This is a genomic window from Bacteroidota bacterium (genome assembly GCA_041658205.1).
Taxonomy (GTDB): Bacteria; Bacteroidota; Ignavibacteria; order UBA10030; family UBA8401; genus UBA8401.
On sequence record JBBAAO010000001.1, the window covers coordinates 191,082 to 205,775 of the forward strand.

10 protein-coding genes are annotated in these 14,694 nt (G+C 42.6%); all 10 read left to right on the forward strand.

The window, feature by feature from the left end; all coding sequences use genetic code 11:
- Window positions 1–141: 141 nt before the first annotated feature.
- The gene (locus WDA22_00735; protein MFA5831976.1) at window positions 142–1,434 is read left to right on the forward strand and encodes an MFS transporter; all 1,293 of its coding nucleotides are present in this window, start codon (window positions 142–144) and stop codon (window positions 1,432–1,434) included.
- A gap of 13 nt (window positions 1,435–1,447) precedes the next feature.
- Complete coding sequence (locus WDA22_00740; protein MFA5831977.1) at window positions 1,448–2,404, forward strand: BadF/BadG/BcrA/BcrD ATPase family protein; 957 nt, start codon at window positions 1,448–1,450, stop codon at window positions 2,402–2,404.
- Window positions 2,401–5,262, forward strand: coding sequence for a glycoside hydrolase family 3 N-terminal domain-containing protein (locus tag WDA22_00745; protein ID MFA5831978.1), 2,862 nt, complete (start codon window positions 2,401–2,403; stop codon window positions 5,260–5,262). Before WDA22_00740 ends, WDA22_00745 begins: the two co-directional genes overlap by 4 nt.
- Before the next feature lie 254 nt (window positions 5,263–5,516).
- Window positions 5,517–8,759, forward strand: coding sequence for a glycosyl hydrolase (locus tag WDA22_00750; protein ID MFA5831979.1), 3,243 nt, complete (start codon window positions 5,517–5,519; stop codon window positions 8,757–8,759).
- 166 nt (window positions 8,760–8,925) lie between these two features.
- A complete protein-coding gene (gene pruA / locus WDA22_00755; protein MFA5831980.1) occupies window positions 8,926–10,479 on the forward strand; it encodes an L-glutamate gamma-semialdehyde dehydrogenase in 1,554 nt (517 codons plus the stop codon).
- Window positions 10,480–10,543: 64 nt separating this feature from the next.
- Complete coding sequence (sucC, locus tag WDA22_00760; GenBank protein MFA5831981.1) at window positions 10,544–11,707, forward strand: ADP-forming succinate--CoA ligase subunit beta; 1,164 nt, start codon at window positions 10,544–10,546, stop codon at window positions 11,705–11,707.
- 18 nt (window positions 11,708–11,725) lie between these two features.
- Complete coding sequence (locus tag WDA22_00765; protein ID MFA5831982.1) at window positions 11,726–11,917, forward strand: hypothetical protein; 192 nt, start codon at window positions 11,726–11,728, stop codon at window positions 11,915–11,917.
- The gene (locus tag WDA22_00770; protein ID MFA5831983.1) at window positions 11,910–12,170 is read left to right on the forward strand and encodes a type II toxin-antitoxin system RelE/ParE family toxin; all 261 of its coding nucleotides are present in this window, start codon (window positions 11,910–11,912) and stop codon (window positions 12,168–12,170) included. The genes WDA22_00765 and WDA22_00770 overlap by 8 nt, the downstream gene beginning before the upstream one ends.
- Before the next feature lie 6 nt (window positions 12,171–12,176).
- On the forward strand, window positions 12,177–13,640 hold the full coding sequence (gatB, locus tag WDA22_00775; GenBank protein MFA5831984.1) for an Asp-tRNA(Asn)/Glu-tRNA(Gln) amidotransferase subunit GatB: 1,464 nt from the start codon (window positions 12,177–12,179) through the stop codon (window positions 13,638–13,640).
- 141 nt (window positions 13,641–13,781) lie between these two features.
- Window positions 13,782–14,531 carry a triose-phosphate isomerase gene (gene tpiA, locus WDA22_00780; protein MFA5831985.1) on the forward strand — a complete coding sequence of 250 codons (750 nt, stop codon included), beginning with the start codon at window positions 13,782–13,784 and terminating at the stop codon, window positions 14,529–14,531.
- Window positions 14,532–14,694: the final 163 nt, after the last annotated feature.

Consider the following 14,694-nt stretch of genomic DNA (forward strand, 5'->3'; position numbering starts at 1 on the left):
TATTATTTTTCGGAATGATTTAAGAGTTTCGGGACGAGGAATCTGAGAGTTTCGAAAGTGTTCAGATTTTTCACTTGTCCCTACCGGGACTTCGTTTGAAATGACATCGAACGGATTTTTGGTAGCATGTAAGGATTCTTTATGGATGTCAATAATAATTCTTCGGGGAAACGTCCATGGTCGTGGATTCCCTCATTATATTTTGCACAAGGGATTCCCTACGTTGTTGTTATGACAATCTCGGTAATCATGTATAAGAAACTCGGTGTTTCCAATACCGATATCGCATACTATACTAGTTGGTTATATCTGCCTTGGGTGATTAAACCGTTGTGGAGTCCGCTGATAGATATTTTTAAAACCAAACGTTTTTGGATCGTTGCGCTGCAGATGATTATCGGCGCATCGCTGGCGGCTGTGGCGTTTACGATTCCGATGGATGCCTATTTCCAATGGTCCATTGCTGTGTTTTGGCTGATGGCGTTCAGTTCTGCCACGCATGATATTGCGGCTGATGGGTTTTATATGCTTGGACTTGAACAGCATCAGCAAGCTGCATTTGTCGGTGTGCGAAGCACATTCTATCGAATTGCTATGATTACGGGACAAGGTGCATTGGTCTATCTTGCAGGGTATTTGGAAACACATTCCGGTTCAATTGCTACGGCATGGTCAATCACATTTTTTATTTTGGCAGGAATATTTCTTTCGCTCGCAATGTATCATCGTTTTATGCTGCCGTACCCTGTTAGCGACAAATCAGTTGTCGAAAAAGCATCGGCATCAGCTGTCTTAAAGGAATTTTTCCGGACATTCGGGTCGTTCTTCAAGAAAAAAGAGATCATTGTTGTTCTCTGTTTTCTTCTCTTCTATCGTTTTGCCGAAGCGCAGTTGGTAAAACTTGTCACTCCGTTTTTGCTTGATTCCCGAACAGATGGAGGATTGGGTTTAACAACAAGTGATGTTGGTATTGCCTACGGAACTGTGGGAGTAATTTGTTTAACTCTTGGTGGACTGCTTGGGGGATATGTAATTTCTAAACGAGGTCTTCGATTCTGGCTTTGGATTATGGTCTTTGCAATCCATCTTCCTGATGCAATGTTTGTTTATTTGTCCTATATGCAGCCCGAAAATTTCGCCATCATTTGTGCGGCAATCGGCGTTGAACAATTCGGTTATGGTTTCGGATTTACTGCATACATGTTGTATATGGTGATGATCTCTGACGGTCCCTACAAAACGGCGCACTATGCTATCTGTACCGGATTTATGGCTCTCGGGATGATGATTCCGGGAATGTTCAGCGGTAAACTGCAGGATGCAATCGGCTATCAGTATTTCTTTTTATGGGTGATGGCATCGACAATTCCCGGGTTTGTGGTTGCCTTGTTGGTGAAAATCGATCCTGAATTCGGAAAAAAGAAATCTCAATAATAGAAGAGTATTTATGAAGCTCGAAAAATATATTATCGGAATGGATGGAGGGGGGACCAAAACGCATGCGGTCATTACTAATCTGTCCGGTGTTATTCTAGCAGAACATATTGCCGGTCCGTCGAATTTCCAAATTATCGGCGTCGAGAAAGCTGCCGAAACGATCTATTCATTGATTGAAATGTGTTGCGATTCTGTTGAATGTGCAATAAGTGATCTCTCCATTGTTGCGTGCGGCTTAACGGGGGCAGGAAGAACCGGCGACCAAAAACGAATGGCAGATGGATTGAAAAAATTTTCTGCTGCAAAAAAGAAAAAACTGAAAAAGGTTATTATAGAAAGTGATGCGCGGATTGCACTTGAAGGGGCGTTCAAGGGTGGGGCTGGAATTATCTTGATTGCCGGAACGGGATCGATTGCTTTTGGTAAAGATGTAAAAGGGAATGTACATCGAGTCGGTGGTTGGGGAAGAGTGCTTGGAGATGAGGGAAGCGGTTACTTTCTCGGTCGTTTAGGATTATCTGCTGTCACAAGACATATTGACGGACGCGGTGATAAGACAAAGCTGTCTGATATGATCGCAAAAGAATTCGGATTGAACGATCAGACGTCCATAATCAATGCTGTTTATAAAAACAATTTCGATGTGGCGTCAATCGCTCCATTAGTAATGACAGCGGCAGGAAACAAAGACAGAGTTTGTCTTGCAATTATTGAGAATGCGGTTGTTGAACTTGCATGGCATGTTCAAATTGCTGCGGAAAAAATTTCATCCGCCACTTCCAAAAAAGTGAAAGAGAAGATCCATGTTTCGTTCATTGGAGGCCTCATCGCTAACGAAACAATTGTTTCACGGCTGCTTACACAATATCTTGACGTAAATTTCCCGGTCATCGAAATGATCCCGCCCATGTCATCACCGGCGTACGGTGCGGCTGTATTAGGGCTCTCTCAATTCAAAAAATCATGAAAAGAATTCTTCCATTCTGTCTCTTCGGCATTTTTTTTAGCTGTTCTTCGTCCCGCGATGTTCAAGTTGAACCAAATTCTACACGGTCATCCTCCGTTGTTGATTCAACAAAGTCAAGCGATTGGGTTGAGTCGATAATGCGCAATCTGACAATCAGACAGAAAGTAGCTCAACTGTTCATTATTTGGACAAGAGCCGGTTATATGCCGCATGATTCCAAAACATGGCAGGAAAATTATCGTTACGCAAAAGAGGTCGGTGTCGGTGGGTTCTATTTTTCTCATGGCAGCGCCTACGGGTTTCCGGTGAATGCAAACAAACTGCAGCGAGTTGCATCAATTCCGCTGCTGATGACTGCGGATTTTGAATGGGGTGCGGGAATGCGCATCCAAGAATCAACCACATTTCCACGGGCAATGGCGCTCGGTGCAACAAGGGATACGAATCTCTCATATGAAATGGGAAAAGCAATTGCCCACGAAACACGTGCACTGGGAATCCATCAAAATTATTCTCCCGTTGTCGATGTGAACAATAATCCGAAAAACCCGGTCATCAACACCCGTTCGTTTGGAGAAGATCCCCGCCTCGTGAGCAATTTTGCTCGTGCATTCATTCGTGGAACACAAGAAGGGAATGTCATTGCAACGGTGAAACACTTTCCGGGGCACGGTGACACAGACATTGACACACATCTTGATCTTCCTTCAGTTCATTTCTCCCGAGAGCGTTTTGATTCGTTAGAACTTCTTCCGTATAGAGATGCAATTGTTAATGGAGTGATGTCAGTGATGATTGCCCACATTCATGCCGCTGTATTTGACGAATCCGATTCGATACCTTCCACTGTCTCGGAAAATGTCATTACAAAATTGTTAAAGAACGAAATGAAGTTTGATGGTATGATTGTTACCGATGCACTTGCGATGAAAGGCGTTTCTAAGCTCTTCAATCCGGGGGATGCTGCTACACGTGCAGTAAAAGCCGGAGCGGATGTATTGTTGACGTCCCCCAATACTGACGATGCCATTGATTCGATTCTCGCAGCAATTAATCGAGGAGAAATATCGGAAGAGCGTATCGATTATTCTGTCCGTAAAATGCTGAAGTACAAACAATGGGCTGGCCTCGACACCAATCGGTTAGTTGATATTGATACAGTTGCCAATATTGTCTTTACTAAAACGCACCAGGAATTAGCGAAAACAATAGCGCGGAAATCCATTACGGTGTTGGGAAACGAAAACAATATTCTTCCGTTCCAAAATCTTAATGGTAAAAAAATAATTGATTTCGTCTTTTCCGACACAGAAGATCCGGACGATGCAGACAATCTTCATGATGAACTCTTCAAACGGAAACGGATGGAACTTGTCCGCATTGATCCTCGCAGCAATCAAATGGAATATGATGATGCGCTGAAGAAAGCCAAGTTTGCGGATATGATTATCTGTCAGTTTATGTATTATACCAGATCGGAAGCGATGTCGGGATTCCTTCCCAAAAAAGTCTCCGAACTGATGAGTGCCATTATCGAATTTAAAAAACCAGTGATTGGGATCTCCATGGGAAACCCGTACGTGGTGATGGAATTTCCCAAACTTGATGCGTATGTCGCAACGTTTAGTCCCAGCAAATTCTCATTGGATGCAGCCGCTGAGGTGGTCTTTGGTGAACAACCATCTTATGGAAAACTTCCCGTCACCATACCGGGACGTTATGCTTTTGGCGAAGGGGTAGCATATAAATCAATTGTTCTTCGCGAAGGCAAGCCTGAAGAGGCAGGTTTCAATGCTGATTCTCTTTCTCGAGTCGATTCCATTATTGAAAAAGCAATTGCGGATTCCGCATTCCCCGGGGCAGTGCTGCTCGTGGCGAAAGATGGCATTGTCGTTCATGAACAAGCGTACGGGCATTTCACTTATGATGCTCTCTCCGAACGGATGACAACGGATGCTATTTTCGATCTTGCTTCCGTAACCAAAGTGATATCCACAACAAGTGCCGTAATGAAACTGGTGGAAGAAAAAAAGATTTCGCTGGATGATAAAATTGTAAAATATTTTCCTGCCTTCGGACAAAATGGCAAAGAAAATATTACCATCTATAATCTTTTAGTGCATAACAGCGGCTTGCCGGCATGGAGAAAATTTTATGAATTTTGCGATTCTGCAACATGCGTTATGGATTCTATTTTTGCAACGTCGCTCATTTATACGACGGGCGATTCAACGATGTATAGCGATCTTGGATTAATCACCACCGGAAAAATTATTGAGAAAGTGACCGGAGCAACCCTTGCAAATTATGTTGATTCAATGTTTTTCAAGCCTCTGGGGATGATGAGCACCATGTATAATCCTCCGGCAGAATTGTGGAAACGTGTCGTACCGACGGAAGTCGATTCCTTCTGGAAGAAAACCTATGCTGCCGTTCGGGGACGAGTGCATGATGAAAATGCAGTAACGCTCGGCGGAATATCCGGACATGCAGGATTATTCTCCACTGCGTCGGATCTGGCAAAGATCCTGCAAATGGAATTGAATTATGGACGATACAACGGAAAACGGTATTTAGATTCGTCTACTATTGCATTATTCACCCAGACACAGAGCGAAAAGAGCAGCCGCGGTATAGGATGGGATACCCGGTCTACGGGACGATCATTTTCAGGACAGTATACCTCACAGCGCACATTTTTGCATACAGGATTTACAGGAACTTCAGTTGTTGTCGATCCTGAAAAAAGGGTGATCGTCGTCTTCTTGACGAATCGTGTCTATCCAACGCGCAACACATTAAAGTTACTACGTCTTCGTCCCGTAGTGCATGAAGCTGTTTTTCGTGCACTTAAATAGTGGAAGAAAATGATTGGTAATAAAAAAAATGCCGAATCCTTTTTATCCAAACTTGTCGTTTTACTGCAACATTTGGATATCACCACTCACCATTTTTAACATTTAGATCGGCGAATTTGGATTAAACTTCAAACTCCCTTTGTTTCCCTCAGAAGCCATAGTTTACAATTCTCAATCAACTTTTTTTCCTCTCGAATCTGACAGATTCTTTTCTTACTTTTTCGCACATCATTGTCCATCACTCCGGGGTATACATGAAAAAAGTCGTCGTTGTTATTCTCGCCATTTGTTCCATTTCCTTCGCGCAAAAATTCGATACACTGAAATCTTCCATATTAAGTGGTTTAAAATTCAGATCTGTTGGGCCTTCCATCGTCGGCGGAAGAATTATTGATTTTGCTGTCTATCCCGGAAATCGGAGCATCTATTATGTCGGTGTTGCATCCGGCGGTGTATGGAAAACGACAAACAGCGGAACAACATGGGAATCAATTTTTGAAAATGAAGGATCATATTCCATTGGCTGTGTTGTCTTAAATCCAAGTAATCCTCATGAAGTGTGGGTTGGAACGGGCGAACTGAACAGTCAGCGAAGTGTCGGTTACGGAGATGGAATATATAAATCTGACAATGGTGGAAAATCATGGAAAAAAATGGGACTGGAAAAGTCTGAGCATATTTCGGCGATTGTATTCGATCCGCGTGATACAAAAATCATGTATGTAGCTGCACAAGGTCCATTGTGGAAGGAAGGTGGAGATCGCGGGTTATACAAATCTACAGATGGGGGAACCACTTGGAAAAATCTTCTCAAACCAAGTGAACATACGGGAGTATTCGAAATCGTTCTGGATCCGCGAAATCCAGACGTGGTGTATGCTACAACATATCAGCGCCGAAGACATTTCTGGTCGATGATTGATGGGGGACCGGAAGGATCAATTCAGAAATCGATCGATGGTGGCGCAACATGGAAAAAATTATCAACCGGACTCCCAAGCGGTGATCTTGGCAAGATTGGTCTTGCAATTTCGTCGGTCAATCCCGATGTGCTGTTTGCTTATGTTGAAGCGCAAGGAGATGGAAGTGGAATTTATCGTTCAACGGATCGCGGTGCAACATGGGAAAAACGAAATTCCTATAATGACGTTCCGATGTATTATTCAAAGATTTATTGTGATCCGGTCAACGTTGACAGAATTTACGCTACGGGAACATTCATGTATTATTCGAATGATGCCGGAAAAACATTGTCCCGCATTGGCGAAAAAAGTGTTCATGTAGATTATCATGCCATTTGGATCGATCCGAAAGATCCTTCCTATATGCTGTTAGGAACTGACGGCGGACTTTATGAATCCCATGATAAAAACAAAACATGGCGATTCATTAATAACATGCCGACAATGCAGTTCTATCGTGTCACTGTTGATAATGCCGAGCCATTCTATAACATTTACGGCGGAACACAGGATAATGCATCGCTTGGTGGTCCGTCGCGCACAATGAGCAAATACGGTATCCATAATTTTGATTGGTTTGTCACCATCGGCGGAGATGGATTCGAATCTCAAATCGATCCGACCGATCCAAATATTGTCTATTCACAGTACCAATACGGCGGGATTGCACGATATGACAAAAAAACGGGGGAAGGTTTATGGATCCAGCCAATTGAGGAAAAAGGGGAAGCGGGATTGCGATGGAATTGGGATTCACCATTGTTAATCTCACCTCATTCTCCATCACGTCTCTATTTTGGTGCAAACAAACTATTCCGCAGCGACGACCGTGGGGCATCATGGAGAGCGGTAAGCGGAGATCTTTCACGTCAAAAAGATCGTAACTCAATTCCGATGATGGGAAAATTGTGGAGCATTGATGCAATCAATCGTCATGGGAATACGGCGGCGTGGGGAAATCTTTCGCAAATTTCCGAATCTGCAAAGAAAGAAAATCTTATCTATATCGGAACAGATGATGGATTGATCCAAATAACAGAAGATGGTGGAGTCAACTGGAGAAAAATTGAAAAAATCTCCGGAATTCCCGAACTGGCATATACATCGGTTGTCTTTGCATCACAGCATAATGAAAACGTTGCTTATGCTGCATTTGATAATCATCAACAAGGTGATTTTAAACCGTACTTGTTACGAAGTGAGGACAAAGGGAAATCATGGAAAACGATCTCGAATAATCTTCCCGCAAACGGTTCAGTGAAATCATTTATCGAAGATCATGTTGATCCAAATGTGCTTTTCGTCGGCACAGAATTTGGTATATATGTTTCCAACAATGGCGGTAAGATTTGGACACAGTTAAATTCTGGTCTGCCGACCATTGCGATAAGGGATATCGATATTCAAAAACGAGAGAATGATTTGGTGATCGCAACATTTGGTCGAGGGTTTTATGTATTGGATGATTATTCTCCTCTTCGCGATATGAAGCCGGATATCTTGGAAAAAGAAGCGTCCATTTTTGAAGTGAAAGATGCTCTTCTCTACGTTGAAAAAGATCCTCTTGCCGGCGATGATCAGGGATGGCAGGGAGATAATTTTTATCATGCAAGCAATCCTCCCTTTGGCGCCACATTCACCTATTATCTGAAGGAAGCATATAAAACGAAGAAGCAGCTCCGTAAAGATGCAGAAAAGGAAGCGGAAAAGAAGAAGTCCGATATTAAAATTCCATCGCATGATGAAGCAAGGAGTGAAAACGACGAAGATTCGCCGGTAATTATCTTTACTATTAAGGACGAATCGGGAACTATCGTTCGAAAAATATTGGGAGAGAATTCTGCAGGGGTGAACCGTGTTACATGGGATCTGCGCTATTCTTCTCTCGATCCCGTTACCAATTCAACCTCAGCTGATGGAAAGAACTCCGCATGGTTTGTGATGCCCGGGAAATATTCTGTAACAATGTCAAAACGATTGGATGGAGTTGAAACTGCTCTTGCATCATCAATGGAATTTCTCTGTAAGCCACTTGGCACTTCTTCTGTCCCGACCAACGATAGAACTGCCCTTGTTTCCTTCCAGCGCAAAGCCGCTCAATTGCAAAGAGTGGTATTTGCAACGAACAGTTACTTGAATGAACTGAAGTCAAAAATGAATGCAATCAAAGCAGCACTAATGCAAAGCCAGGGTGAGACAGGAACAACATATAAAACACTTCGCGATTTGGAATTGCGCCTTGTTCAGATTAAACGGTCTTTCTCGGGAGATGAAATTATTTCCCGCAGGAATGATGTCGCTTCACCGGGAATTCTGACGAGAATGAACTCTCTGACCGAAAGTTTTTTCTCATCGTATGCCGATGTGACTGAGACGCAAAAGAAGGCGTATCAAATTGCAGTGGATGAGTTTAACCGTGAATATGCCAATATCAAAAAGATTTCGAATGAGGAACTCCCTGCGCTCTATCGAAGTCTGGATGCGATGACCTCACCAATTATCCCGGGACGATTGCCCGAATGGAAAAAAGAATAATATTTGCCAGTCAACCATCCGAATATATAAGGATTCGGATGGTTTTCTTCCGAGAATTCCATTTTTTTCCCCGCTGAAAATATCGTATCTTTCGCCACAAAAATTTATTTCAAGACCTTCCAGGATTTCAAAACCTAGAAGGTCTGTACAATATTATGGAGAAATTATGCCTGCCAAGTTTAAGAATGAAGCATTCACCGATTTTACCAAACCAGCTAACAAAAAAGGGATGGAGAAAGCTCTTCTAAAAGTTCGTGCTGAGCTTGGAAAAGAACATCCAATTGTGATCAGCGGGGAGAAGATCACTACCACCGAAAAACTATATTCCTATAACCCTTCAAAGCCAAGCGAAGTCATTGGTATTTTCCAAAAAGCGAATGTTGATATTGCCAATAAAGCAGTCAGTGAAGCGGCAAAAACATTTGAATCATGGAAGAATGTTCCGGCAAAAAAACGGGCGGACTATCTGTTCAAAGCGGCATCATTAATGCGAAAACGGAAGTTCGAATTTAGTGCAATGTTAACATATGAAGTGGGAAAATCATGGCCAGAAGCCGATGCGGATACTGCTGAAGCTATCGACTTTTTAGAGTTTTATGGACGAGAGATGCTTCGTCTTGCCGCACCACAACCGTTAACAAAAGTTGCTGGTGAAAAAAATGAGTTACGCTATATTCCTCTTGGTGTTGGTGTCTGCGTGCCGCCGTGGAATTTCGCTCTCGCTATTCTCGTCGGTATGACCTCGGCAGCGGTAGTCGCAGGAAATACCGTTGTATTAAAGCCATCCTCTGATTCGCCGGCTATTGGGTACATGTTCTTTCAATTGATGGAAGAAGTCGGTTTACCAAAAGGTGTCATCAATTTCATTACCGGTCCCGGCGGTGCGGTCGGTGATACGATGGTTGCTCATCCAAAAACCAGATTTATTTCGTTTACAGGTTCCAAAGAAGTTGGAATTCATATTAATGAACTTGCAGCAAAGGTAGTTCCGGGACAGATCTGGTTGAAACGCGTTATTGCTGAAATGGGAGGAAAAGATTCCATCCTGATTGACAATGAAACAGATCTTGATTCAGCAGCGCAGGCAACGGTTGCATCCGCGTTTGGTTTTCAGGGACAAAAATGTTCTGCGGCTTCGCGCGCAATTGTTGTTGCATCCGTCTATGACAAATTCGTTGAAAAAGTCGCTGAGCGTACAAAAAAATTGATTGTTGGAATGCCGGAAACCGGAACAACGTATATGGGACCGGTAGTGAATAAAGGTTCAATGGAAAAGATTCTTCAGTATATTGAAACCGGAGTGAAAGAGGGTGGAAGAATTGTTGCAGGAGGAAAACGGGTTGGCACTGATGGATATTTTGTTGAACCGACAGTAATTGCCGATGTTGATGCCAAAGCGACCATCTCCCAGGAAGAAATTTTTGGCCCGGTGCTCGCTATCATCAAAGCGAGAGATTACGATCATGCGCTTGAGATTGCGAACAACACGGAATTCGGATTGACCGGCGGTGTCTGGACGAAGAACAAGAAGAAACAAGAAAAAGCGAAAAACGAATTTCACGCTGGAAATTTTTATATTAATAGAAAAATTACCGGTGCGCTCGTCGGAGTCCATCCGTTTGGCGGATTTAATTTAAGCGGAACGGACTCGAAAGCGGGTGGCAGAGATTATCTGTTATTATTCACGCAGGCTAAATTAATTTCGCATAAAATAAAATAATGATCTTCGTTGGGACGTTACAGTATAACTTACCAATGAAAAAATAATAATTGAAGGAGATCCAATGAAAATTCATGAATACCAGGGTAAAGATATTTTAAGAAAATTCGGTGTTCCGGTTCCTCGCGGTGAAGTAGCATTTACTGTTGACGATGCAGTGAACGCTGCAAAACGTCTCGGCGGTAGTGTCTGGGTTGTGAAAGCTCAGATTCACGCCGGTGGACGAGGCAAAGGGGGCGGAGTGAAAGTGGCAAAGAGTATTGATGAAGTAAAGAATTATGCAAAACAAATCCTGGGAATGACACTCATTACTCATCAGACCGGACCTGAAGGTCGTTTGGTAAAACGATTGCTCATTGAAGAAGGTGCAAACATTGATAAAGAAATGTATGTCGGTATTACGCTTGATCGTTCACAATCCAAAAATGTGATGATGGTTTCCACTGAAGGTGGTATGGAGATCGAAAAAGTAGCGGAAGAACATCCGGAAAAAATTGTGAAAGAGGCGATTGATCCAACGATAGGTTTCCAACAATTTCAAGCACGCAAGCTTGCTTTTGCGCTCGGTTTAAGCGGCGATGCGTTGAAGAATGCCGTAAAGTTTTTAACATCATTATATAAAGCATACGAAGCGACTGATGCATCATTGTTTGAGATCAATCCTTTAGTCATCACGAAAGAGGGAAATGTTATTGCGCTCGATGCCAAAGTGAACTTTGACGATAATGCACTCTTCCGTCATCCGGAATTTGCAGAACTTCGCGATCTGGATGAAGAAGATCCCCATGAAGTTGAAGCGTCAAAATCCAACCTCAATTATATCAAACTAGACGGCAACGTCGGTTGTATGGTCAACGGTGCCGGTCTTGCCATGGCAACAATGGATATTATTAAACTGGCCGGCGGCGAACCGGCAAATTTCCTCGATGTCGGCGGTGGAGCAAACGCAACAACGGTCGCAAGCGGGTTTAAGATCATTCTTTCCGATAAGAATGTGAAAGCGATTCTCATCAATATCTTTGGCGGAATTGTCCGCTGCGATCGTGTGGCAAACGGTGTGGTTGAAGCAGCAAAAGTTGTTGATGTAAAGATCCCGATCGTCATCCGTCTTGCCGGCACCAATGCGGATATTGCCGCCGATATTCTGCGCAATTCCGGAATGAGTTTCCTTGTTGCAGAAAATTTGAAAGATGCAGCAGATAAGGTAACAAAAGCGTTGGCAGCATAATATGAATTGGAGGATATCATGAAAGGGATCGAATATGTCGTTGATGCCCGTGGAAAAAGGAAAGCCGTTGTTGTTGATTTGAAAGTGCATGGCAATGCCTGGGAAGATTTTTATGATTCGCTCACAGCAAAAATGAGGGTGCATGAACCTCGTGAAACGTATGCATCAGTCAAGGCCAAGTTGAAGGTCAAAGAAAAAATTCGTGGCTAAGTTTGCGATTCTTTTTACACGTTCTGCACGAAAAGAGTTGGAAAATTTGCCAAATGCTGCAGTCGAAAGAATTCTCGCTTCAATTTCGAAACTTTCCTCGGAACCATTTCCCGGCGGGTGCAAGAAGCTTAAAGGTGAAAAGCATATTTGGAGGATTCGAGTTGACGATTACCGGATAATTTATTCTGTATACCCTGATATGTTGGTTATTGATATTATTCGGATCCGTCATCGAAGAGAAGTTTATAATTAAAATCGAATGTCAATCTACGATAAATACGAAGCGGTGATCGGTTTAGAAGTTCACGCGCAACTCTCGACGAAATCCAAGATCTTCTGCGGATGTTCAACGGAGTTTGGCAACTCGCCGAATTCAAATGTCTGCCCAGTCTGTTTGGGTATGCCGGGTGTTCTTCCTGTTTTAAACAAACAAGTGGTCGAGTTTGCCATTCGTCTGGGACTCGCAACGCATTGTTCCATCACTCCCAAATCTGTCTTTGCCCGTAAAAATTATTTTTATCCTGACCTTCCAAAAGGATATCAGATCTCACAGTATGAAGAACCAATTTGTCAGCATGGTTTCGTTGACATTGAATTAGGTGATGGGGAGACGAAACGGATCGGTATTACTCGAATTCATATGGAAGAAGATGCAGGCAAATCGATCCATGATATGGACACTGATACGCTTGTAGATGTGAATCGCTGCGGAACTCCGCTTTTAGAAATTGTTAGCGAACCGGATATGCACTCTGCAAAAGAGGCGTATCAATATCTCTATTCTATCTGGCAGACGGTTAAGTATCTTGGAATTTGTGATGGAAATATGGAAGAAGGAAGTCTGCGTTGCGACGCTAATGTCTCTGTCCGACTGAAAGGCGAAACAAAACTCGGAACAAAAGCTGAGTTAAAAAATATGAACTCGTTTCGTAATGTTGAACGGGCAATCGAGTATGAAATCAAACGACAGATTGACTTGGTTGAAGAAGGTGGTGCAGTTGTACAGGAGACACTGTTGTGGAATGCAGAAAAAAATATCGCCACATCGATGCGAAGCAAAGAAGAAGCGCACGATTACCGATATTTCCCTGATCCCGATCTTGTCCCTGTTGTTATTAATGAAGAATGGATTACATCTGCAAGGAAACTTCTTCCGGAACTTCCCAAAGCACGCAGAATGCGTTTTATTGATTCGTTTAAACTACCCGCATACGACGCTGAGGTGTTGACGCAGGAGAGAGAGCTTGCAGAATATTTTGAATCGACCGTTCGTGAGCTCACGAAAAAAAATGAAGAACAATATAAAACTGTCAGCAATTGGGTAATGACGGATGTTCTGCGCGTGGTGAATGAAACGAAAATGACCATCACGGAATTTCCTGTGTCGCCAAAAAACCTGGGCGCTATGGTAAACCTGTTGGCAGATGGGACGATCAGTGGAAAGATCGCCAAAGAAGTATTTGAGGATATGCTGAAGACAAAAGAGCATCCCAAAACCATTGTTGAGAAAAAAGGGCTTGTTCAGATCTCGGATACTGGAGCAATTGAGAAGGAGATTGATGCGATTCTCTCTAAGTTTCCAGATGAAATAACACGATATCGCGGCGGCGAAGCTAAATTGATGGGATTCTTTGTCGGCGAAACGATGAAAGTAATGAAGGGAAAAGGAAATCCCAAATTGATCAATGAGATTTTGAAGAAAAAACTTGATCAAAATATTTGAATCGTGTAGTATATGAGTAGTTGAGACTATCTCAATTTATATTAATTGTATTCTGTTTCTTTCTCATATGTTTAACGACTCAACGACATATCTATTTCTACTAATTTCAACAGCTCTTTATACTTCATGAAGGATACGAACATGAGAACAAAAATCATCGCCGGCAATTGGAAAATGAATAACGATATTGCACAATCGACTGAATTGATTAATGGATTAAAATCATTAGTTGCATCTGCGAAATCGACTGTCATCATCTGTCCACCATTTACTTCTCTCAGTATTGCTCATCAACTTATTGCAAACACAAATATTAAACTTGGTGCTCAGGATGTTTCGCTTTATGACAGCGGAGCATACACAGGAGAGATCTCCCTATCAATGTTAAAATCTGTCGGTTGTTCATATGTTATTGTTGGACATTCCGAACGCCGACAGTATCATCACGAAACAAATGAAGTGATCAACCAAAAGGCAAAAAAAGTATTGGCTGGCGGACTCATTCCCATTATTTGTATCGGGGAAACGTTGGAAGAACGCGAAAAGAATATCACCAGTCAAGTGTTGACAACGCAAGTGAAGGGAGTCCTTGCCGGACTACCTGCTGCGGATATTGAAAAATCGATCGTTGCTTACGAGCCTGTCTGGGCGATCGGTACCGGAAAGACCGCCTCCAAAGAACAAGCCGAAGAAGCACACCAGCTAATTCGTAATGTGATTGGTCAGTTATATTCTGCAGCTGTGGCAGAGAAAGTTATCATCCAATATGGTGGAAGTGTAAAGGCTGACAATGCCAAAGAACTTCTTTCTCAACCCAACATTGATGGTGCATTGGTAGGTGGAGCTTGTTTAAAGGCTGAATCATTCGCTGCAATTATCTCAGCAGTGTAACCTGTTATTAAAAGCCATAAAACTGGATGAATACCTACGTTTTATGGCTTTTCTCTTCATAAAATTCACTCAAAATATCTCTTGGTTTCAGCAGGTTCGTGTGTTATATTTACGTTGTTTTACTAAGTAAAATCCCTTAAAACAACGAAAATTCAACAATTTC